This window comes from Alcaligenes sp. EGD-AK7 (assembly GCF_000465875.3).
In the GTDB taxonomy this organism is placed as follows: Bacteria; Pseudomonadota; Gammaproteobacteria; order Burkholderiales; family Burkholderiaceae_B; genus Alcaligenes; species Alcaligenes phenolicus.
On the sequence record NZ_AVOG02000001.1, the window covers coordinates 639365 to 660892 of the forward strand.

The 21528-nt window shown below is 54.3% G+C and carries 22 protein-coding genes; 3 read left to right on the plus strand and 19 right to left on the minus strand.

All coding sequences use genetic code 11. The annotated features are described in order from the left end of the window. Positions 1-25: 25 nt before the first annotated feature. A complete protein-coding gene (locus N879_RS20290; protein WP_128831580.1) occupies positions 26-268 on the minus strand; it encodes a hypothetical protein in 243 nt (80 codons plus the stop codon). 69 nt (positions 269-337) lie between these two features. Here N879_RS20290 and N879_RS02945 point away from each other — a divergent pair, with 69 nt between their 5' ends. Continuing rightward, positions 338-2050 (plus strand): anti-sigma factor domain-containing protein, encoded by a 1713-nt coding sequence (locus N879_RS02945; protein ID WP_009454379.1) that lies wholly within the window; start codon positions 338-340, stop codon positions 2048-2050. Here N879_RS02945 and N879_RS02950 read toward each other — a convergent pair. The 7 genes from N879_RS02950 to rpmI all read right to left on the minus strand — a co-directional run bounded on the left by N879_RS02950 (position 2025) and on the right by rpmI (position 7870). Then, the gene (locus N879_RS02950; RefSeq protein ID WP_021446643.1) at positions 2025-2837 is read right to left on the minus strand and encodes a ferritin-like domain-containing protein; all 813 of its coding nucleotides are present in this window, start codon (positions 2835-2837) and stop codon (positions 2025-2027) included. The two genes, N879_RS02945 and N879_RS02950, sit on opposite strands and share 26 nt — an antisense overlap. Positions 2838-2905: 68 nt before the next feature. Next, positions 2906-3310 (minus strand): MerR family transcriptional regulator, encoded by a 405-nt coding sequence (locus tag N879_RS02955; protein WP_021446644.1) that lies wholly within the window; start codon positions 3308-3310, stop codon positions 2906-2908. A gap of 77 nt (positions 3311-3387) precedes the next feature. Further along, on the minus strand, positions 3388-3711 hold the full coding sequence (locus N879_RS02960) for an integration host factor subunit alpha (RefSeq protein ID WP_009454385.1): 324 nt from the start codon (positions 3709-3711) through the stop codon (positions 3388-3390). Positions 3712-3720: 9 nt separating this feature from the next. Further along, positions 3721-6126: a phenylalanine--tRNA ligase subunit beta gene (pheT, locus tag N879_RS02965; RefSeq protein ID WP_009454387.1), complete on the minus strand. Its 2406-nt coding sequence runs from the start codon at positions 6124-6126 to the stop codon at positions 3721-3723. 77 nt (positions 6127-6203) lie between these two features. Next, positions 6204-7226, minus strand: a complete 1023-nt coding sequence (pheS, locus tag N879_RS02970) for a phenylalanine--tRNA ligase subunit alpha (RefSeq protein ID WP_009454388.1) — start codon at positions 7224-7226, stop codon at positions 6204-6206. A 70-nt stretch (positions 7227-7296) separates the two neighbouring features. Then, the gene (gene rplT, locus N879_RS02975; protein ID WP_009454390.1) at positions 7297-7656 is read right to left on the minus strand and encodes a 50S ribosomal protein L20; all 360 of its coding nucleotides are present in this window, start codon (positions 7654-7656) and stop codon (positions 7297-7299) included. 16 nt (positions 7657-7672) lie between these two features. Continuing rightward, on the minus strand, positions 7673-7870 hold the full coding sequence (rpmI, locus tag N879_RS02980; RefSeq protein WP_003800367.1) for a 50S ribosomal protein L35: 198 nt from the start codon (positions 7868-7870) through the stop codon (positions 7673-7675). Positions 7871-8736: 866 nt separating this feature from the next. Here rpmI and N879_RS02985 point away from each other — a divergent pair. Together N879_RS02985 and N879_RS02990 are read left to right on the plus strand one after the other, a co-directional pair. Then, positions 8737-9504, plus strand: a complete 768-nt coding sequence (locus tag N879_RS02985; protein WP_009454393.1) for a hypothetical protein — start codon at positions 8737-8739, stop codon at positions 9502-9504. Positions 9505-9578: 74 nt separating this feature from the next. After that, positions 9579-10358 carry a hypothetical protein gene (locus N879_RS02990; RefSeq protein WP_009454394.1) on the plus strand — a complete coding sequence of 260 codons (780 nt, stop codon included), beginning with the start codon at positions 9579-9581 and terminating at the stop codon, positions 10356-10358. A gap of 109 nt (positions 10359-10467) precedes the next feature. Here the strand turns inward: N879_RS02990 and N879_RS02995 are convergent, their stop codons facing one another. The 11 genes from N879_RS02995 to thrS all read right to left on the minus strand — a co-directional run bounded on the left by N879_RS02995 (position 10468) and on the right by thrS (position 21377). Continuing rightward, positions 10468-11991: a YifB family Mg chelatase-like AAA ATPase gene (locus tag N879_RS02995; protein ID WP_009454395.1), complete on the minus strand. Its 1524-nt coding sequence runs from the start codon at positions 11989-11991 to the stop codon at positions 10468-10470. A 107-nt stretch (positions 11992-12098) separates the two neighbouring features. Continuing rightward, positions 12099-12776 carry a pentapeptide repeat-containing protein gene (locus N879_RS03000; RefSeq protein ID WP_021446645.1) on the minus strand — a complete coding sequence of 226 codons (678 nt, stop codon included), beginning with the start codon at positions 12774-12776 and terminating at the stop codon, positions 12099-12101. 93 nt (positions 12777-12869) lie between these two features. Continuing rightward, positions 12870-14024, minus strand: a complete 1155-nt coding sequence (locus N879_RS03005; RefSeq protein WP_268750655.1) for an MFS transporter — start codon at positions 14022-14024, stop codon at positions 12870-12872. Between the two features lie 87 nt (positions 14025-14111). Next, positions 14112-14399, minus strand: coding sequence for an accessory factor UbiK family protein (locus tag N879_RS03010; protein WP_009454398.1), 288 nt, complete (start codon positions 14397-14399; stop codon positions 14112-14114). 107 nt (positions 14400-14506) lie between these two features. Next, positions 14507-14992, minus strand: coding sequence for a hypothetical protein (locus tag N879_RS03015; RefSeq protein WP_009454399.1), 486 nt, complete (start codon positions 14990-14992; stop codon positions 14507-14509). A 318-nt stretch (positions 14993-15310) separates the two neighbouring features. After that, positions 15311-17023, minus strand: a complete 1713-nt coding sequence (ptsP, locus tag N879_RS03020; RefSeq protein WP_021446646.1) for a phosphoenolpyruvate--protein phosphotransferase — start codon at positions 17021-17023, stop codon at positions 15311-15313. Between the two features lie 60 nt (positions 17024-17083). Continuing rightward, positions 17084-17353, minus strand: a complete 270-nt coding sequence (locus N879_RS03025; RefSeq protein WP_003800381.1) for an HPr family phosphocarrier protein — start codon at positions 17351-17353, stop codon at positions 17084-17086. Between the two features lie 35 nt (positions 17354-17388). Beyond that, positions 17389-17796, minus strand: a complete 408-nt coding sequence (locus tag N879_RS03030) for a PTS sugar transporter subunit IIA (RefSeq protein ID WP_009454402.1) — start codon at positions 17794-17796, stop codon at positions 17389-17391. Further along, positions 17793-18755 carry a glutathione synthase gene (gshB, locus tag N879_RS03035; RefSeq protein ID WP_009454403.1) on the minus strand — a complete coding sequence of 321 codons (963 nt, stop codon included), beginning with the start codon at positions 18753-18755 and terminating at the stop codon, positions 17793-17795. The genes N879_RS03030 and gshB overlap by 4 nt, the downstream gene beginning before the upstream one ends. 128 nt (positions 18756-18883) lie before the next feature. Beyond that, on the minus strand, positions 18884-19408 hold the full coding sequence (gene infC, locus N879_RS03040) for a translation initiation factor IF-3 (protein ID WP_080584954.1): 525 nt from the start codon (positions 19406-19408) through the stop codon (positions 18884-18886). Positions 19409-19454: 46 nt separating this feature from the next. After that, positions 19455-21377: a threonine--tRNA ligase gene (gene thrS, locus N879_RS03045; RefSeq protein ID WP_009454405.1), complete on the minus strand. Its 1923-nt coding sequence runs from the start codon at positions 21375-21377 to the stop codon at positions 19455-19457. Positions 21378-21528: the final 151 nt, after the last annotated feature.

The window sequence follows — 21528 nt, forward strand, 5'->3', positions numbered from 1 at the left end:
ATGAGGTTCTACGCCTGGGTAATTATCAAAACTGCCAGGTAGCACATAACGAATAAGTATAGCCTTTTGAACTGCTTATCCTTGCCAAGACCCTGCCGACGGCATGCTTGTTTGGCTGATTATTGACCTGCAAACCACAGTCACACGAATAAGGGACCTGACCAGCAAGCATCCAGTGCTGAAAATCGGGAAATTCAAGGCTTGTCACTGCAAAGAAAATGCTGGCAATCCAGCACTTTGTTACCTTCAAGCCTTCAACGAAAGGCATACAATACCTGCTTGTCTGAAACTGGCGCAGACACAGTAAAAATAGCGCCCGATACCAGACATCTGGCTCATGAATCCCTTTACCGTGCAAAATCCATCCATGCCGTCTTCTTCTTTTTCGTATTCTTCTTCCCTGGACCAGTTAGCCGCACAGGACAGCCAGGCGCTGGATGTGCTGTACGACCAGGAAGCCCCCTTGATGCTGGCTTTGGGCCAGGCCGTGTTGGGCCGCCGCATTGATGCCGAAGAGGTTCTGCGCGATAGCTTTGTTTTGTTATGGAAAAACGCTGCCGGCTATGACCCCGATTTAGGCGAAGGGCGCGCCTGGATTTACAGCATTCTGCGGTTCAGGCTACTGGCTCGCCTGCGTCAACGCGCGCAAAGCGGCGATAACAATTACGCCCTGCCTGCCATCAAGCCGCAAGCCGGACAGCGTTTCATCCCTGCCATGGGCAAGCTGGATGGCACCAGCCAACGCGCCATGATCCATGCCTATCTGCACGGCAATAGTTACGAACAGTTGGGCCCTCAGCTGAACCGCTCCCCCGCACAATTGCGTGCTGTGGTCCAGCATGGCTTGCAACAGCTCACTCCCCTGATTAATGAGGGCAACGCCAACGATCCACGCCATGCAGTGATGATTGGCGAATATACCTTGGGGCTGCTCAGCCAGCATGAATTGGCCCAAGCCCACACCCTGATGCAGCAAAATGATCAGGCAGCGCGTCTGGCATTGGCTTGGGAGCAAGCGTGGCTGGAGCTAGTGGACTGCCTGACCCCAACAGTGCCTGCCCCCACTAGTCTGGCTCACATTCACCATACCCTGGGCTTGCCTCCACCTGCCGCACGTCGTCAGGCTGGGAGCACAAGCAGTCCGGCTGCTGAAGCTCCCAAATCGGAAAGCACTGGCAACGCCAGCACAAGCGCTCCAGCTATCAAAGCAGTGCGCCAGGAACCTAGTATCAAGATCAGTATTTCGGCAGACCAAAGCACTAAAGCGGAAGCTGCCACTCGCACTGAACCTCGCTGGTCCGCCAACAGCTCGAACGACAAGGCTGACGATCACACACCGCCCTTCCCCACCTTGCTGCGTGCAGAGTCCGACCCAGCCACCAAAGCAGCTGCTGTCACAGCCGAAGCAGCGCCCACAGCACCAGCCAAGGTCGCCGACAAGAAAAAGCCCATCAAAAGCGAGCCTGAGTCAGTCACCTTAGAGAAAAAACGCAAACCCGAACCTGTTGATGGCGAACGCAAGTCCCGTGGCTTTGCCATGCCCATGCCTGTTTTGTGGGGCGGCTTGGCTGCGGTCGTGATTCTGGGCCTGGTGATTGCCCTGCTCATGAACATGAACTCGGAACCGCCTGTCAATGTTATTGAGATGAAGCCACGTCAGGCGGCTATCCTGCAGGCCCCTGGCCAATCCTCTACTCCGGCCTGGATTGCAACAGTAGACCCACAAGGCAATGTCCTGCTGGTGCCCAAGGTCAGCACTGAAGTCAAAGCAACACAGTCGGTGCAGCTATGGACACACACCCCACGCGGCACACAAATTCGTTCATTGGGTTTGATTGATCCCAATCGCCCCATCACCGTTCCTGCGGCCTTGATTGGCACCGTAGAAGATGAGCAGATTTTTGAGATGACACTGGAAACCGAAGGCGGTTCCAATAGTGGTGCACCGGAAGGCCCCGTTCTGTATATTGGCCGCATCGTAAGCTTTGGGCAGCTGGATAACCTGCCCAAGCCCAACACGGAAGCTAGCTCGTCGGCAACCCGCTCTTAAAAGCGGCATCCAGCCGTTCCAGCTCGTCGATTTCCTCGACAGTGAAGCCCGCCTCCAGGCGGGCTTCACGATTAAAGGGGCCGCGCAAACGCGGTGCGCGATAGCGCTGCGCCAACTCGCCATACGTAGCAAAATCAGGCAAGCCTTGTTCCCGGCAGACTTTGCGATACCAGTAATTTCCCAACGCTACATGCCCGACCTCATCGCGCAAAATGATGGCAATAATCGCGGCGGCTTTTTCATCGCCAGCATCCAGCAACTTCTTATGCACCAGGGGGCAGGCATCCAGCCCCCGTGCTTCCAGAGTACGCGGCACCAAAGCCATACGCGCCAGCAGATCAAAGCGTGTTCGCTCTGCCATCTCCCACAAGCCGTCATGGACAGGCAAATCCCCATAGCGGACACCCATCGTTTGAAGATGATCGCTCAGCAGCTCAAAATGCAAAGCCTCCTCCACCGCCACCTGTAACCAGCCCGCATAGAATGCGTCGGGCAAACCGGGATAACGCCACAAGACATCCAAGGCCAGATTGATGGCATTGAACTCAATATGCGCCAAGGAATGCAATAAGGCTGCTCGCCCCTGGATCGTACGCACGGACCGCTTGGGCACATGCTGAGGGCTCACAAAACGCAAACCCTCGGGCCGTCCCGGTACGCCGGGCGGCTCTTCCAAATGCTCATCTGCCCCTACGGGCAAGCCATGGGCAATTGCTCGTACTGCTGCCAGCTTGGCAGCCGGCTCTTGTACTAACAAAGCCTTTAGAGCCTGACTACGTAAGTTCACTGCTAATCCCTTCCATGAAAAAAGGCCGGCACCAAGGCCGACCTTCGTTCCTGCTTAGCAACCCCGGATTACTGAGCCGAGCCAGGATCCGTGATTGCCAAGGCTTGATCCAGCATTGCCTGGATCTGACCCAAGTTGGTGCGCAAGGCCTGCATTTCCTGACCGGTCAGACGCACAGCGGCTTCCTGGTCAAAAGGCATATCCGGACCATCGCCCAGACGATTGCGCGCACCACTGATCGTAAAGCCTTCGTCGTACAGCAAACCGCGAATCCGGCGTATCAGCAGCACCTCATGGTGCTGGTAATAACGTCGGTTACCGCGTCGCTTGACGGGCTTTAACTGCGTAAACTCCTGCTCCCAATAACGCAGGACGTGGGGCTTGACCAAGCAAAGCTCGCTGACTTCACCGATGGTGAAATACCGCTTGGCAGGGATAGGTGGCAAGGTCGCCGTCTTTTCGTTTGTGCTCATAGCCACTGATGCTCATCGACAATAGGAGTGATTTTACACGTTCAGTCAGGCAAAACTGTACGCAAACGTACCAGGCTTCAGTCCTGGTCATCCTCGGGCGCCACTGGCGCCCCTTCGACTACACTTTTGAGCTTCTGACTGGCGTGGAATGTCACCACGCGTCGCGCCGAAATCGGGATGACTTCACCCGTTTTGGGGTTGCGACCAGGACGCGGGGGTTTGTCCCGAACCTGGAAATTACCGAAACCGGACAACTTGACCTCGACACCATCGGCCAGGGAGTCGCGGATTTCGGCAAAGAAAGTATCCACAATATCTTTGGCTTCGCGTTTATTCAAGCCAACACGTTCAAACAAGAGTTCGGCCAGATCCGCCTTGGTCAGAGTACGCTCTACGTTCATTGTGTCTCCTTATGCTCGTGCCCGTGCGCCATGCGCAGACACCAGTGCCGCCAACAATGCATCCAGGCATTGCTCGACGCGTTCATCGTCCAGCGTGCTTGCGCTGTCTTGCAGCCAGAATCGAATCGCCAGACTCTTTTCCGATGCATCGTTCTTGTCGCGCCAGACGTCAAACAACTGAATATCTTTGACGATAGCCGCTTGCGGTGCCGTGCTGCGCACCTGGTTCAGTGTATCCAGCACAGCTTGATAGGATACGTCCTTATCCAGCCAAACCGCTAGATCTCGTTGCACAACGGGTTGCTTGGATACTTCCTGAGCGTGTACCACTTCGTCGTGAGAGATGGCATCAACGTCCACCTCAAAGACGACCGGCGCTTGATTCAAACCAAATTCGCTCAACCACTGAGGATGGATTTCACCGATCCAGCCTATGGTTTTACCATCCAGTTTCACACTGGCGCTACGGCCTGGGTGCAAGGCCGGGTGAGCTTCAGGCTCGAAACGGACTTGAGCAGCACGTTGACCCAGCAAAGTTTCCAGATCGCGCTTGACGTCAAAGAAGTCGACAAGACGATCGGGCTGTCCCCACTGCTCGGTCACAACAGGGCCCCAGGCTGCGGCCGCAATGCGGTTGGGCTGATGGATACCGGCCACGGTCAACGGACCATTTTCTTGAGAGGCATCGCGCATGAAGACGCGGCCAAACTCGAACACACGCACGCGCGACTGACGGCGGTTGGCGTTGCGTTCAATATTGGCCAGCAGACCAGGAATCAGGCTGGTACGCATCACCGCCAACTGGCTGGCAATGGGGTTCAACAAACGGATAGGGTCAGCCTGTCCGTTAATATCTTTTTCCCAAGACTCTTGCACAAAGGAGAAGTTGATCACTTCCTGGTAGTCCTGGGCGGCCAATATAGCGCGCAAGGCGTGCGGACCACGCAAGGACTCGACTGGCACACGCATTTGTGCAGCAGCGACCGGAGGCAGATCAGGAATATTTTCAAAACCGTAGATACGGGCAACTTCCTCGATCAGGTCTTCTTCAATCGTCAAATCGAAACGGAAGCTGGGAGGATTGACCGTAAAGACTTCGTCAGCCACCGAGAAGTCCAGGCCCAACAAGGTGAAGATGCTCTCCACCTGCTTTTGATCCAGAGGAATACCCAGAACACGGCGGCAACGCTCCAGGCGCATGGCAACGGGCTTGCGCTCGGGCAAGGCCACAACCTGGTCATCCATAGGTCCCGCTTGGCCGCCGCAGATTTCCAGGATCAGCGCTGTGGTGCGTTCCAAATGCTGGGTAATGGAGTCGAAGTCCACGCCACGCTCGAAACGGTGGCTGGCGTCGGAAGAAAACTTGTAGCGACGGGCACGGCCCATGATGGCTTCTGGCCACCAGAAAGCGCCTTCCAGATACACATCCGTCGTATCCAGTGTGACAGCGCTTTGTTCGCCGCCCATGATACCGGCCATGCTTTGCGGCACATCGTTAACCGCAATCACACCCACATCGGTATCCAGCTCGACATTCAAACCGCTCAGCAGCTCCAGCATCTCGCCTTTACGTGCCCAACGCACTTCCAGACCAGCCTGTACGTGCTGCAAATCGAACACGTGCGTAGGACGGCCCAGTTCCAGCATGACGTAATTGGAGATGTCCACCAATGCGGAGATTGAACGCTGGCCACTGCGCTCCAGACGAGTTTTCATCCAGTCCGGGGTTTTGGCACGCGCATTGACGCCACGAATCACACGCCCGGCAAAACGGCCGCACAAATCAGCGTCTTTCACGGTAACGGAAACACGATCCTCAATCGTGACAGGAACAGGAGTGAAGTCTGGCAGTGTCAGTGGCTCGCCAGTCAGGGCGGCTACTTCGCGTGCCACGCCCAGCACGGACAGGCAGTCCGCACGGTTAGGCGTCAATTTCAATTCGATAATCTGGTCGTCCAGATCCAGCAGTTCGCGCAGGCTCTGGCCCACGGGCGCGTCTGCATCCAGTACCAGCAAACCATCGTGATCTTGCGACAGACCCAGTTCGCGACCCGAGCACAACATGCCGGCGGACTCCACGCCACGCATTTTGACCGGGCCGATTTTCATGCCACCGGGCAGCTCTGCACCAACACGGGCGACCGGGATCTTGATGCCTTGAGCCGCATTGGGCGCACCGCACACAATCTGCAGCAGCTTGCCCGAGCCGTCATCAACCTGGCAAACGCGCAGGCGGTCAGCGTCGGGATGGGGGGCAATTTCAGCGATGAAGCCAACGACAACATGCTCAAAAGCAGGCGCAGCAGCTTGAATTTCTTCAACCTCCAAGCCAGCCATCGTCAGTTGATGACCCAGTTCTTCAGTTCCCAGTTTGGGATTCACAAAGCGGCGCAGCCACGATTCGGAAAATAACATGATGCAAAGATGGAGACGTAAAACGGCATATACCGGAACCGACCGGGCCTAAAAGGCCCAGCGGCGCGAAGTAGGAATCAACGATTGAACTGCTTCAGAAAGCGCAGATCGCCTTCAAAGAACTGGCGCAAATCGTTCACACCATAGCGCAACATAGTCAGGCGCTCCAGTCCGGAACCAAAGGCGAAACCGATGTAACGCTCTGGGTCCAAACCGAAATTGCGCACCACTTGCGGGTGAACCTGCCCGGAGCCGGAGATCTCCAGCCAACGGCCCTTGTTGGGGCCGGAGGAGAACATCATGTCAATCTCGGCGGATGGCTCGGTAAAGGGGAAGAAAGAAGGTCGAAAGCGCACGACCAGATCGTCGCTTTCAAAAAAGGCGCGCAGAAAGTTCGTGTAAACGCCTTTCAGATCGGCAAAGGAAATATCCTCGGCAATCCACAGCCCTTCCACCTGGTGGAACATGGGCGAGTGGGTGGCATCACTATCGACACGATAGGTGCGGCCGGGAGCAATAACCTTGATAGGAGCCTTGTTCATGCGTGCATAACGCACCTGCATGGGACTGGTGTGCGTGCGCAGCAAATAGGGCAAACCCTGCTCGTCGTTCATATCGATATAGAACGTGTCTTGCATGGAACGAGCGGGGTGATTCTCTGGATTATTCAGAGCGGTAAAATTTGTCCAGTCATTTTCGATTTCAGGGCCGTCAGCCACATCGAAACCGATAGAGCGGAAAATGGCTTCAACACGCTGCCAGGTCTGGATCACCGGGTGGATACCACCGGTGCCACGACCACGGCCGGGCAACGTCACATCAATTTGTTCTTGAGCCAGTCGCTGGTTCAATTGTTCTGCCGCCAGGGCAGCACGACGATCGTTCAGCAGATCTTCAATTTCGCGCTTGAGCACGTTGATGCTGGCACCGGCTGCTTTTTTCTGCTCCGGCTCCATCTGGGCAAGGCCTTTCATCAAGGCAGTGATGGCACCTTGTTTGCCCAAAAATCGAGCTTTAGCGTTTTCCAGCGAAGCGGCGTCCTGAGACTGCTCAAATAAGGCCCGAGCCTGGGCAATCAGATCGTCGTGGGAGGAAGTCATGGCGTGTTACTTTCCAAAAACAAACGGAGCCCCAAAGGCCCCGTTTGTGAACTATACAGTCAGATACCGCTTAAGCAGCCAGAGCGTTCTTAGCCTGTGCAACAACAGCAGCAAAACCTGCCTTGTCTTTAACAGCCAAGTCAGCCAGAACCTTACGGTCCAAAGCGATGGAGGCTTTGTTCAGGCCGGCGATAAACTGGCTGTAGCTCATATCCAGTTCGCGGCAAGCTGCGTTGATACGGGTAATCCACAGCGAGCGGAATACGCGTTTCTTGTTACGGCGGTCACGGTAGGCGTACTGACCTGCCTTCATGACAGCCTGTTTGGCTATACGGAATACATTACCGCGACGGCCGCGAAAACCTTTGGCCTGGGCAATTACTTTCTTGTGGCGTGCGCGTGCGTTAACACCGCGTTTTACTCGTGACATGTTCGATTCTCCCTAATCAAGCGAAAGGCATCATTGCTTTTACGGAAGCGACGTCGGCTTTATGAACCTCGACGGCACCGCGCAACTGACGTTTGTTCTTGGTCGTCTTCTTGGTCAGAATGTGACGCTTGAACGCTTGGCCCCGCTTGATGGAACCGCTACCACGAACCACAAAGCGCTTGGAGGCGCTTTTTTTGGTTTTCATTTTAGGCATGAAATTACTCGACTAATTTGTGTCTGCGGGTGGTCGCCTAGGAAGCTGGCTGACACTTGTATGACCCAAAACAGGCACTTATTTTTTTCTTTGTCCGCTGCCAGAACAGATCCAAACAGGGGAAAAGCTCTTGATTATAGGGTGATCCCTGAAGGATTGTCCAGATATCAAAGGGATTTTTTGTAGGAGGGCCGTTGTCGGCAGGCCATAAAGGAAAACCAGAAACAATGACCCAGCCGGATGCGCGTCAGCACACGCGATCCGCTCAATCCTTGCGGAAGACTCCACCCGCCTCTAAGCATTTCACAAGCCCTCATTACTACGGGTGATCCCAAGGCATGGATCAGCCCACGCTTTACAACACCTTGTTGTCAGTGCTTCCCCACCATCACCACCGTTCGACCTTTGATCAAACAGTCGCTGCGCAGCTGTTTATTGCATGCATCGCATGCGTGGTATCTATTTTCCAAAAATCCATTCCATACCTAAAAACGAACTTTAAATATAAATAAATAACGCACAGATCGTTAATAAAATCAAAACACAACCAAACAAAAAAATAATCGTCGATTAAATAAAAAATCAATTATCTTGAAAACCAAAGCAGCCAGCACACCATAGGCAGCCAAAGCAATTCAAGTAAGATCACATATTGCAAGCCAACTCATAACTGGTAACGCTTGCAACCTTTTCATATATTTCGGAAACGTCTTTGACAATAATTTTGCAATCGACTTAACTAATAAATAACCAAAAATAAAACCAAATTAAAAGTTAAGGTCTTTTAAAAATCGATTATCTCAAAAGGAAAATCGAAAAAGACTTTTTGATGCAGTAAAACCCCTTTTTAATTTCGGAGTATTACCATGAGCACGATTACTGACCACAAGCAGGTATTGGCATGGATTAACGCCCTGGACATTCCCGACGCCCCGGCCGGCGGCAACCGTGTAACCGCACGAGCGACCAGCAGTGCCGACGAAGATGGTGCCGTCGTTGCCAAAGCCAGCATCCCTTGCTTTGTCAGCGGACTGACCGAACAATCCCGCGCCGACGTGCAAAACAGCACCTTGTTGATGCAACTGGCCGCTGACAAGAAATACCCCAACGAAAATGATCGCGAAAAATGGTTCAAGTTTTACTCGGATGGGCTGACCAACCTGGGCTGGGGTAGCAGCAGTAGCTTCTTTGAACGCTTCCAACCCAAGAATACGGACGTCACCATGGACCAGGTCGTACTGGAGGTGATACTGACAGTGGTTAACAACGTCAATAATCCGCTATACAAAATCGCCCAGGAAACATTCGGCGCCTTGAACAAGCCTGCCAATCAAAAACCCATGAAGCTGTTTGACCACAGCAGCACCAAAGAAGACCGCGGCAAATTCCAGATTCTGCCTGCTGGCCAGGACCAGCACGGCACCGTCAGCATGGTGCTGACCGCCATCAATGCACGGACCGACATCCAATCCGGCAGCTTCCTGTTCTGGAAATGGAGCAAATCCACCGCTTGGCTCTACCGCGCAGCCAACCTGATTGTGCTCAATGAATCGGTGTACTCGAAAGTACGCCAGGCAGTCATCGACAAGCTCGGCGATAACGCCGTGAACTTTGTGCTGGATCTGGATATTTAAGCACTGAATCAAGCCCGGCCTGTAAAGCCGGGCAGTGCGCTTGCAGACACTGGATTCAACAAAGGAGAATCAAGATGGCTTTTTCTACTGAGCAAACCTATGTGGTGTCAGGCAATCTGATTTCTGCCACCACGGAAGACACCAATACGCTGAGCTATGAAGACTTTATCCATTCCAACCTTTTGGCCCAGATGGGCGCCGATAAAAAACTGGGCTCCCGCTTTGTTGACCCCGCAGGCTGGCTGAGTTTTTTCAAAAATACAGTAGGCAATCTGTTCTGGAACCTGAGCGAGCAGGGAACCAGCACGCTGAAAATCTCAGCCGGTACCGCAAGCATCACCGTGCTGCAAATACTGGAGCAGAGTTTTTTCAAACGGCTCAACCAAGCGCAAATCGATAGCGCCACGGCAAGTGTTGATCTGTTTAGTCAACTCTCTGAAGATGATCCTGCCTTCATCCTCTATAACGCGAAATCACATGCCCAGATCTCTGCGGCTACCAAGGTGATCAAACCGCCCCAAAAAGAGACTTATAGCGTCAACTTGCAAATCAGTATTGCCCATACAGGGTCGGAAATCGCACTGTGCAATATTTTCTTCCAAACCAGCCAGGCAGTCAGCGACGAATTATTCACACAGAAATTCGCAATCAAAAATCTGATTGGAAACATTAATGTGTTTTATTTAAAGGCTCTACTCTCCGAGACCAATTACGGCCACATCAGGCAACAAGTTATCGAAAAGCTGGGTGAGAACATCAACACCAATATTGTGCTGGTAGCCGATAACAGCGATAAGCCCTCCCCCCCTTCCCCCACAGAGGCGCGCAGTTTCATACGCAGCCTGAAAATTTAATCAAGCAATGCACAGGCCAACCATGGAAGTCATGGCGCCTGTCGCCCTCAGCCTACAGTCAGCCCAATCCTGCCACACCTAGCGACACCCGCCTTCTTCTTACCTCGATTCAAGGCAATTCAGGCCGGAACTGCAATGCTTCCGCGATATGAGGTCTGGCAATCTGCTTTACTCCGGCCAGGTCCGCAATTGTCCGCGCTACCCGCAAGACTCTACCCTGCACTCGCTCTGACCAATGCCAGCGCTTGCGTGCACTGGCCAGTAGCTGCAAGGCCTCCGCAGACAAGCCCCCATGCTCTTTCAAACCTGCCACTGACAGACGAGCATTTCGTACCGCCTGACGTGCCAACTGCCTCTCGATCGCCTCCTGTACCCGCAGCCTGACCTGACTGGACGCCTGTGCTGCTTGATCACGCTCCGGCTCGGACTCGCTTAAGGTCACCAAAAGATCAATCCTGTCCAGCATCGGTCCCGACAAGCGCTGCCGATACAGCTCCCGTTGAGCAGGAGAACACCGACACGCCCGATGACGGCTCGCCGCCCAGCCACAGGGACATGGGTTCATGGCAGCCACAAACTGAAACTGCGCCGGAAAAACCGCTTGCTTCTGGGCACGAGAAATATGCACGCAGCCCTGCTCCAGCGGTTCGCGCAACGCCTCCAGTGAACGCCGACTGAACTCAGGCAACTCATCCAGAAACAGTACGCCATGATGAGCCAGCGAAACCTCCCCCGGTCTTGGGCGGCTACCACCTCCAATCAAGGCAGGAGTAGACACACTATGGTGTGGGGCACGAAAAGGGGGTCGCCTGCTGAAAAAATCCTGTTCCTGCACAAAGGAATACAAAGCGGCTACTTCCAGCTGAGCGTATCGCTCCAGGTCTGGCAATAGACCCGGCAGACGTTGAGCCAGCATGGTCTTGCCCACACCCGGCGAGCCATTCAACAAAAGGCTATGGCCACCCGCAGCGGCCACTTCCAAAGCACGGCAAGCCAAAGGCTGCCCCAGCACGTCCGACAAGCAAAGTTGTTGGCCATCATTCCACTCTTCTGGCCACGGCCTGGCCAATGCGGGTTCCAGCTCCTTGTCCCCTCGCAGATACCTCGCCGCCTCTGCCAAACTGGCAACCCCGTAGACCTGCAGGTCAGGAACATGGGCCGCCATTTCTGCACTCTGCGCAGGCAAAAGCAAACAAAGCTCCGGATGCCGACGCGCCATACCCAGGGCAATCGTTAGCGCACTCTGCACAGGAACCACGGCCCCTGTCAAAGACAACTCCCCGGCCATGACATAGCGCTCCAGACCGGTGATCGCTTGCTCACGCTGCTTGTCATCCGGGCGGCTCAGCTGGCCGCTGGCCAATAAAATCGCCAAAGCCACGGGTAAATCAAAGCGCCCCGAATCCTTGGGCAAATCAGCAGGCGCCAGATTGATAGTCAGTCGGGCTGCAGGAAAGTCAAAGCCACTGGCCTGCAAGGCGGCCCGTATGCGCTCCCGGCTTTCGCGAATACCGGCATCGGGCAAACCAACAATGTGGAAGGCGGGTAATCCTGGAGCGACATGCGCCTCGACACGCACGTCAATAAAATCCAGGCCCGACAAGGCACAACTGTTCAACACGGCCAAGGACATATGCCCTTCTCCCTTTCCAAGGCAAACATTCAGTCTGCCCGTCGGGAAAAATAAGCTCCAGATGCCTGCCTTAAAACATCACTGCGTACTTGTACGGCCCCAGGGTCTTACTGAACCTGCACACCCATGGAACTGACCAGCTGGACGGCCTGCTCTACGGACAAACATGCGCCTTGGAAAGAGTTATTCAAGTCGTACAAGGTGATGCTGCCCAGTTCCACACTGCGCAGGTCTGCTCCCTTGAAGTTCACCCCTCTCAAGCTGGCGCCCCTCAAGCTGCCGCCTTCAAATACGGCATCCTGAAAATTGCAGCCGCCCAAGTCCGCATCGGAGAAATCCAGTTGCACCAGATTTTGCTTACGGAAATTAATGGCGCGCAAAGTTGCACCCACCAGCTTGCACTCGCGCAGGCTCAGGTCCAAACCACGGGTTTCGTTGAAAATAGCACCGCTTAGCTTGGAATCCTCGATCTGCAAGGAAGCGATCTGGGTGCGCACCCACTTGCTCAAGTGCAGATCACAAACCCTAAAACACGCCGAACTGAGATCAGCCAAGCTGAAATCCGCTTGACCCAGCTTGCAACGCTGCCAGACCGTGTCTTGCAAATGCGCCCGTGTAAAGCGGGCATTCAAAAAGCTGCAGCCCGAAAACTGCGCACCATCCAGCTCCAGACCCGACAGATCCTCATCATCAAAAGTGCAGTTCTCGAAACTCAAAGACTCATGGGAAACGGCCAAAAGATCAGCCAACTCATCTCTTGTGATCTGGACATTACTGACGAGCATGCTGCTTTCCCTTCCAAAAAAACTGAGCCAGCTTTATTGAGCTGGCTCTTTCATGATCTCTTTCATCTAATCCGGCGCTGATCTGAGCAAGGCCTAACGGCCATTAGGCAGACCCAAATGCGACAAGCGCCAGGCAATGATCAAACCCAATACGGCAAAACCAACCGTCGCGACCCAAGCCCATTGCCATCCACCCAAAGCATGTACAACCGACGCCACAACAGGGGGGCCCACAAACTGCCCCAGTGAAGAACATTGCTGTACCCAGCCCACCGAGGTCGAGGTGGTCTCCGGCGAAGGTGCTGCCGTGACCGACAGGAAGAACAAGGTAGCTGGAATCAAGCCGCCCACAATCGAAAACAGCAGGATGGCGACAAACTGAACCACCAAGCTTTGTGTCAGCCCGAACGCAACGATGGCACATGCGATCATACCCAAGTAGCCTGCTTGCAGCAGTCTATGAGGTGGGATACCGGCATGCAAACAGCGCCCTGCCCCCAGATTACCCACGACATTCCCAGCAGCAATCAAGGCGGTCAGTAAGCCGGCAGTGCCGACTGCTATCTGCGCCTGATTGTAAATAGTGGGCATGAAGCCCACGACTGCCGCCCATTGCGCCGCATACACACCAAAGGCCAAAGCCAGCAACCAAACCCGGCCGGAGCTTAAAGTCGTGCGCAGCAGTCTGGTCCAGCGATGAGCAGAGGTATGCTGCGCCGCACTTCTGGTTTGAGTCTGAGAATCCGGTGGCACCAGAAGGAAGGTCAAAATCATGAAGATGGCTGTCAATACACCGAGAACCACCCACAAGGTACGCCAGGAGCCAACTGCCAACCAGGCAGCGCCAGCCCACAGCATCAAGACCGCCCCCGCGGGCATGTAACAGCCCCACAAGCCCATGACTCGGCTCAACCGCGCCGCATCAGTAATACGTTTGATCAAGGCGGGAATGGGCAGTACCACCATCAGAAAGCCGCAGCCTTCTATCATCCGCCCGAACAAAACCAGAGCGCTATGTTCAAACAAGGAGCCGATTAACGAGGCCAGACTCAAAATACCCAGCCCCGTCAAAATGCAGCGACGCAGACCAATTTTCTCGGAGATCAGGCCTATGCATAGCCCCAGCAACATCCCGGCCATTTGCACGCTGGCCAGCAGAAAACCTGCCTGCACCAGATCCATGCCCAGTTCGCGCTGCATAAAAGGCAAGGCCGGGGGTACTTTCCAAACATGTTGTGCGGCGCACACCCCGGTCAAGACCAGAAAAACAGCAATAAAAAAGGGGCTGGCCGATTGTTTGCCCCCAGGCCTGGTGACTGTATTCAAATGAAGTGATCAGCCTTGGCTGCCCTCTTGAGCAGAGGTGTCACCATCTTGAGGAACAGGAGTTTGCCGCCCTTCCAAGGCTTGCAAACGTGTTTCCAGAGCCGCCACACGAGCCAGTGCGCGTTCCAGCATCAGCTTGTAGGTATCAAACTCTTCACGAGTAACCAGGTCCATACGGTTGAAGGCCTGACCCATAAAGGCTTTTACATTGCGCTCAATATCGGCAGCCGGACTTTTGGCGATCAGCTCCGAGACGTTTTTTTGCAGATCTTCCAGCCATTCGCTACGATTAATCACGGTCCCTCTCCTTAAAATATTGACACTACCAGCAGTATAGAAAAAGCGGGTGCCAAAGGCACCCGCTTTTTGCATTTGGCCAGACAATCAGCCGAATTATTCAAGCCTTAAGGTTTGGCTTGTTCCGAAGGCACGGAAGATGGCGAGGAGTCAACACCATTACCCAGCTTGTCCTGGATGGCTTTGTCAGCCTTGGCAGCGCCGTCTTTAATGGCATCGCCCGTACGGCTGGCAGCATCGGCTACTGCATCCTTGGCTTCACCAGCTTTTTCAGCGACTTTATCGCCAGCAGCCTTGGCATCTTCCTTCAAGGAGTGGGTATTTTCCTTGGCGTTCTCTTTCTGTTCCTCTGCTTCTTTTTTGACGTCGTCAGCAACTTTAGCGGCGTCCTGCTTCAGTTCTTCCGTTTTTTGCTCCAGGGACTTGTCAGCCTCTGGTGCGGGTGGAGTGGCAGGTGCTGTCGATTGTGGAGCAGCGACAGGAGCAGGTGGCGCGCTCGTAGCGGCTTTGTCGTCCTCTTTGGAACACGCAGCCAAAAGAGTCATCGAAGCAGCAGCGGCCATGACAGCAAAATGAGCACGAGTCAGTTTCATAAGATTTCCTTCCTACTATTCCAAGGTCGCTAGATAGAATGGGCCGATGCCTGGTGCGACTTCCGGCTCGGCCTTGGGTATGTTACAACTCCCCTAGAAGCCATTCTATCGGTGCTGAGCACACAGACCAATCTATTAGTGTAAATCCTGATTTCAATTATTCTGACGATATAGCTCAAGCTTCATGACAAACCCTTTAACAACAAGCATCTAGAGAGCGAACAGGTCCAGATACGTTGTTACAAATGGAATCCCTCGTAGGACTACAGCTGGGCTTTGTTACATATTTGCCAACTAAATTGGCCTGTTTTCAATTACTTAGGCGGCTAAGGTAGCCAGATCGATGCGCTCGGCACGGTTCAAGGCACTGGCCACTTTCACGCGCAAGGCATTGGAATGCGATAGGCGCACTTCTTTTTTCACATCCAGCAGTTGCTGCGGATGCATGGAAAATTCTTTCAGGCCCAGCCCCAGCAACATGCGAGTCACCGAAGCATCCCCCGCCATTTCCCCACAGACCGCCACCGGTTTGCCAGCACGATCAGCCGCATTGATCGTGTGTGCAATCAAACGCAAGACGGCGGGGTGCATGGGGTCGTACAGGCTGGCAACCTCGGCATCGCCCCGGTCTACAGCCAGAACATATTGAATCAAGTCATTGGTGCCGATGGACAGAAAATCCAGTTCCTGTACAAAGGGCTCAATGGCAATGGCTATGGCGGGCACTTCCACCATAGCCCCCAATAAATAGTTGCGTGCGAATGGGGTACCGGATTTTTCCAGTTCCCGAGCTGCCGACTCAATAGCCTGACGACTGGCATGCACCTCGTTCATGGAGGAAATCATGGGGATCAAAATACGGATTTGTCCATGCAAGCTGGCACGCAACAAGGCGCGTAGCTGGGTGGCAAACATCTCGGGCCTGTCCAGACAGTAGCGAATTGCACGCAAGCCCAAGGCCGGGTTAGTCGCTACCGTGGCATCTCCATCCAGGGTTTTATCGGCCCCAATATCCAGTGTACGGATAGTGACGACCTTGCCCTTCATGGCTTTTACTACACGGGAGTACGCTTCGTACTGTTCCTGCTCGGAAGGCAAATCCGTGCGTCCCATGAACAAAAACTCGCTGCGGAACAAGCCAATGCCATCGGCGCCCGCTTTCAAAGCCAGCTCCGCCTCCTCGGGAAGCTCGATATTGGCTTCCAGGCGGACGTTAATCCCATCCAGCGTCATCGCTGGCGCATCCAGCAACTCTTCCAGTTCAGCCCGTTCGCGACGATAAGCTTCCTGACGCTCCCGGTATTCGGCCAACACTTGCTCCGACGGATTCACAATTACCGCACCCGAGAAGCCGTCCACAATCAGAAAGTCGCCATCGCGTATCAGACTGCGAAAGCTGCCCAAACCCACTACAGCAGGAACACTCAAGCTGCGAGCTACAATCGCTGTATGCGAGGTGGGCCCACCCAAATCCGTCAGAAAACCGGCGAAATGACCACCGCGCAAGCGCAGCATATCTGCCGGGGAAATATCGCGTGCTACCACAATCAGCGGCTCTTCCTGAGCGGCTGAAAAACCAGGCAGCAAAGCAGGCTTGCCTGCCAGAACGCGCAATACGCGCTCGATAACCTGGCGCACATCAGCACCACGCTCGCGCAGGTATTCGTCTTCCATTTGGGAGAACTGCTCAACCAGCATCTGACCTTGCGAGGTCAGAGCCCATTCTGCGTTGTAGTGACGCTCGGCAATGATGGCGCAGGTTTGCTGCGTCAGCATGGGATCGTCCAGGAGCAGACTGTGCACCGTCAAGATAGGAGCTAGCTCGCGTGGTGCATCCACAGGCAGCTGGTCCACCATGGCACGAAGTTCGTCACGAGTACTGGCCATGGCGCTAAGCAGGCGCTGGCTTTCAGAATCGACGTCTTCGGCGGCAATCCGGTAATGAGGGACTTCCAGTGCTGCTGCGCTCATTACCACGGCCTTGGCAATGGCGTACCCCTTACCGACTGCTTGACCTTGAGCGGTAAACATCGCGGACAAATCAGACGCCGGGGTTCGAGCTGCAGCACTATTCATGACCAGATTTCTTCCTTATTCGTTTTCACCAAACTTGGCGTCAAACAACGCCTGAATATCATTGAGGGCCTGATCGGCATCGTCACCCTGGGCATCGACAACCACAGTGACCCCCATTCCGGCGGCCAGCATCATGACACCCATGATACTTTTTGCATTCACGCGCTGAGAGCCACGCGCGATAAAAATCTCACTGCTATAACGGCCGGCCAACTGGGTAAGCTTGGCTGCTGCCCGTGCATGAAGACCTAATTTATTACTGATCGTGATGGATACGCTAGGCATAGGGGCAACTGGAAAAATGAAAGTGAAAATTCAAATTAGCAATGGCAGTCGGCGTGAACAATGCCACGCAATGCGCCTGCCATGACATCCTGAGCGAACTGCTCGGGATTGTCACGTCGCTCGGTCAAGGCTTTCAACACCATGCACATATTGGTGCCGGTCAATAAATAAGCGCCCTGCCCTTGATCTTGCAAAGCTTGCTGGACTCGACGTGCCACGTTAAAGGGGGTGGCACCGTAAAGATCACACAGTATCAGTGTGGCGGGCGAGTCCGGCGCTTGCGTTTGCAACTGCCCCAGCAAGCGGTCCACCGCCGTATCCGTGCATTCGTCGGCCTGAATGTCAAAGACAAACAGATCTGGCTTTTCGCCCAGGACGTGCTCGGCACAGCTGGCAAACGCGCTGGCCAGGGGCTCGTGCATGATCAAGGCAAGGCGAATCACGCGCGTCCCGTCGCTTTTTCGACGGCCTCGGCAAAACGCTGTGCAACATCAAAGCCGGTCTGTTCAGTAATTTCAACGAAACAGGTTGGGCTGGTCACATTGATTTCCGTGACGTAGTCACCAATCACATCCAAACCAATCAGCAGCAAGCCACGTGCGGCCAGCACAGGGCCCAGGGTACGGGCAATGTGCCAGTCGTGTTCGGACAAGGGCTGAGCAACCCCGCGACCACCTGCGGCCAGATTGCCGCGTGTCTCGCCGGCCAGGGGAATGCGAGCCAGGGCGTAAGGTACAGGTTCGCCGTCAATGATCAGGATGCGCTTGTCACCCTTGACGATTTCAGGGATGTAGCGCTGCGCCATAATGGTTTGCGTACCATTGGCTGTCAGCGTCTCCAGAATCGCACCCAGGTTGGGTTCGGGATCTTGCAGACGGAAAATACCCATGCCGCCCATGCCATCCAGCGGCTTGACGATCACATCCTTGTATTCCTGGTGAAAGGCGCGCAAGCGGGCCATGTCACGGGTGACCAAGGTGGGTGGGGTAAATTCCGGAAATTCGGTAATAGCGAGTTTTTCAGGGTGATTGCGAATAGCCTCGCCTGAATTGAATACCTTGGCCCCCTGCTCCTGCGCAAAACTGAGCAAGTGCGTGGAATAGGAGTATTCCATATCGAAAGGCGGGTCTTTGCGCATGATGACTGCATCAAAGACATTCAATTCCTGCTCGGTGGCAGGCTCGGGATGTGTCCACCACGAAGGCGCACGCAAATCGGCATCGGCAGCAATACTGACAGCCTGACTGCGCGTACGAACCCGACTTTGGGAAATGTACAAATCAGACTGCAAGGTCACGCTGACGCGATGACCACGCGCCAGAAATGCACGCATCATGGCAACGGAGGAATCCTTGTAAGCCGACAGGCTGGGCAAGGGATCAATGATGAATAAAACGTGCATATGACACCTAGAGAAAAACGCCTTTGCAGCCGGGCTGCAAAGGCGATTGTGCCCGACCCCCTACTTGGGAGCGAGTCGAGCGACGCATAATGCTCCTGGGCGGATCCAGGCAGTATCGTGCAAGAGTATCAGGACGCTTTCTTGCGAGGCGCCAAGACCATGACCATTTGACGGCCTTCCAGCTTGGGCATGGCCTCAACCTGACAGATTTCGCTGACTTCGTCGCGAATCCGTTCCAGTACGCGCATACCCAGTTCCTGGTGAGCCATTTCACGACCACGGAAACGCAAGGTCACTTTGACCTTATCGCCATCATCAATAAAACGCTTCACATTACGCAGCTTGACCTGGTAGTCGCCTTCGTCCGTACCGGGACGGAATTTGACTTCCTTGATCTGAATGATTTTTTGCTTGGCCTTGGCTTCTTGTTGGCGTTTCTGTTCCTGATAGCGGAATTTGCCGTAATCCATCAAACGGCACACCGGTGGTACAGCCGCAGGGGCGATTTCCACCAGATCCACATCATGCTGTTCTGCCATTGCCAAGGCATCAGGCACCTTGACGATACCTAGCTGCTCACCCTCGACTCCAATGAGTCGCACCTCTGGAATACGAATTTCACCATTGATGCGATGTTTTTTCTCGGTTGCGATGTCGAAAACTCCTAAAAATGTCGATAAAAACGATAGCGTTCCTGTTTTACTGACGGCTATCGATCTCTTGCTTCAATCGTGCTGAAAAATCGGCTATTGGCATGACGCCCAAGTCCACGCCACCACGCGCACGCACGGCGACTGCGCCGTTTTCACGCTCTTTTTCACCCACGACCAGAATATAGGGCACTTTTTGCATACTGTGCTCACGGATTTTACGAGTGATTTTTTCACCACGCAAATCAGAGGAGGCACGGAATCCCATTTTCTTCAGGTTTTGCGCCACGGATTGAGCATAATCGGCTGAACTTTCGGAAATGCAGCATACCACCACATGCTCGGGAGCCAACCAGGCAGGCAAGGCACCGGCGTGGTTTTCAATCAGCATGCCGATAAAGCGCTCAAAGGAACCCAAAATAGCACGATGCAACATGACAGGCACACGGCGCTGATCCTGGGCATCCACATACTCGGCACCCAAACGGGCCGGCATGGAGAAGTCCACCTGGATGGTGCCACACTGCCAATGACGACCAATGGCGTCTTTCAGCGTGTACTCAATCTTCGGACCGTAGAAAGCACCCTCGCCTTCCGAGATCTCGAACTCGCAGCCGGTACGGCGCAAGCTTTCGATCAGGGCTTGTTCAGCCTTGTCCCAGACCGCATCGTCACCGATACGCTTTTCTGGGCGAGTAGCCACTTTGTACAGAATTTCGGTAAAGCCAAAGTCCGCGTAGACGGCTTGCAACTGAGCAGTAAAGGCAGCGCACTCGTCTTGCAGTTGGTCTTCGGTACAGAAAATATGGCCATCGTCTTGGGTAAAGCCGCGTACGCGCATCATGCCGTGCAAGGCACCCGAGGGTTCGTTACGATGGCACTGACCGAACTCGCCGTAGCGGATAGGCAGTTCACGGTAGGAATGCAGACCGGAATTGAAGATTTGCACGTGACCGGGGCAGTTCATGGGCTTCAAGCCATAAACACGATTCTCCGACTCAGTCGTGAACATGTTTTCAGCGTAGTTGTCCCAGTGGCCAGTTTTCTTCCACAACGACAAATCCAGAATTTGCGGTGCTTTCACTTCCTGGTAGCCATTGTCCTGATAGACACGGCGAATGTATTGTTCGACCTGTTGCCAGATCACCCAACCTTTGGGATGCCAGAAAATCAGACCAGGGGCCTCTTCCTGGAAGTGGAACAGATCCAGCTCACGGCCCAGTTTGCGGTGGTCGCGGCGCTCGGCCTCTTCCAGCATGGTCAGATAAGCTTGTTGATCTTCCTTGGTCGCCCAGGCAGTCCCGTAAATGCGTTGCAGCATTTCGTTATTGCTGTCGCCACGCCAGTAAGCCCCGGCTACTTTCATCAGCTTGAATACTTTCAGCTTGCCAGTAGATGGCACGTGAGGGCCACGACACAAGTCAATGAAATCGCCTTCGCGATACAGGCTGATCGGCTCGTTGGACGGAATGGAGGCAATGATCTCTGCCTTGTAGTCCTCGCCAATGCTCTTGAAGAACTCGACGGCATCGTCGCGCAACCACTCTTCGCGGGTAACCACTTCGTCTTTCTTGGCCAGTTCCGCCATTTTCTTTTCAATGGCTTCCAGATCCTCGGGCGTAAAGGCACGCTTGTAGGAAAAGTCGTAATAAAAGCCGTTGTCAATCACCGGGCCGATGGTAACTTGGGCATCCGGAAACAAGCTCTTGACCGCGTAAGCCAGCAAGTGAGCAGTGGAGTGACGAATCAAATCCAGACCGTCAGCGTCCTTGGCGGTAATGATGGCCAAATTGCTGTCCTGGTCGATCACATACGAGGTGTCCACCAGACGCGACTCGGTGCCGGGCGTGCCGACACGGCCAGCCAGGGCGGCGCGGCCCAAGCCAGTACCAATCGAGTTCGCCACTTCGCTGACGGAAACCGGGCCCTGAAACTCTCGCTGGGAGCCATCGGGCAGTGTGATTCGGACCATAACACTTCCTGAAATAAAAAACGCGGCCTTGAAAAAGCCGCGCTTTTGAATTGAACGTTCTTGGAAAGCAAACGAAACGCTACGCGGCCACGGCTAGATCTGCCGACGGGTAGTTCGCGTTGAGTTCATAAGATTCTGCTTCCCAAATAAC

What these genes read in the sequence shown, in the direction of transcription:
- rpmI (WP_003800367.1), bottom strand. Translation starts at nt 7,870, where the DNA reads ATGCCTAAAATGAAAACCAAAAAAAGCGCCTCCAAGCGCTTTGTGGTT.
- N879_RS02960 (WP_009454385.1), bottom strand. Translation starts at nt 3,711, where the DNA reads ATGAACGTAGAGCGTACTCTGACCAAGGCGGATCTGGCCGAACTCTTG.
- N879_RS02955 (WP_021446644.1), bottom strand. Translation starts at nt 3,310, where the DNA reads ATGAGCACAAACGAAAAGACGGCGACCTTGCCACCTATCCCTGCCAAG.
- ptsP (WP_021446646.1), bottom strand. Translation starts at nt 17,023, where the DNA reads ATGTTTACCGCTCAAGGTCAAGCAGTCGGTAAGGGGTACGCCATTGCC.
- rplT (WP_009454390.1), bottom strand. Translation starts at nt 7,656, where the DNA reads ATGTCACGAGTAAAACGCGGTGTTAACGCACGCGCACGCCACAAGAAA.
- N879_RS03000 (WP_021446645.1), bottom strand. Translation starts at nt 12,776, where the DNA reads ATGCTCGTCAGTAATGTCCAGATCACAAGAGATGAGTTGGCTGATCTT.
- N879_RS02995 (WP_009454395.1), bottom strand. Translation starts at nt 11,991, where the DNA reads ATGTCCTTGGCCGTGTTGAACAGTTGTGCCTTGTCGGGCCTGGATTTT.
- N879_RS20290 (WP_128831580.1), bottom strand. Translation starts at nt 268, where the DNA reads ATGCCTTTCGTTGAAGGCTTGAAGGTAACAAAGTGCTGGATTGCCAGC.
- thrS (WP_009454405.1), bottom strand. Translation starts at nt 21,377, where the DNA reads ATGGTCCGAATCACACTGCCCGATGGCTCCCAGCGAGAGTTTCAGGGC.
- gshB (WP_009454403.1), bottom strand. Translation starts at nt 18,755, where the DNA reads ATGCACGTTTTATTCATCATTGATCCCTTGCCCAGCCTGTCGGCTTAC.
- N879_RS02990 (WP_009454394.1), top strand. Translation starts at nt 9,579, where the DNA reads ATGGCTTTTTCTACTGAGCAAACCTATGTGGTGTCAGGCAATCTGATT.
- N879_RS02945 (WP_009454379.1), top strand. Translation starts at nt 338, where the DNA reads ATGAATCCCTTTACCGTGCAAAATCCATCCATGCCGTCTTCTTCTTTT.
- N879_RS03025 (WP_003800381.1), bottom strand. Translation starts at nt 17,353, where the DNA reads ATGCCTAGCGTATCCATCACGATCAGTAATAAATTAGGTCTTCATGCA.
- pheT (WP_009454387.1), bottom strand. Translation starts at nt 6,126, where the DNA reads ATGTTATTTTCCGAATCGTGGCTGCGCCGCTTTGTGAATCCCAAACTG.
- N879_RS02985 (WP_009454393.1), top strand. Translation starts at nt 8,737, where the DNA reads ATGAGCACGATTACTGACCACAAGCAGGTATTGGCATGGATTAACGCC.
- N879_RS03015 (WP_009454399.1), bottom strand. Translation starts at nt 14,992, where the DNA reads ATGAAACTGACTCGTGCTCATTTTGCTGTCATGGCCGCTGCTGCTTCG.
- pheS (WP_009454388.1), bottom strand. Translation starts at nt 7,226, where the DNA reads ATGACTTCCTCCCACGACGATCTGATTGCCCAGGCTCGGGCCTTATTT.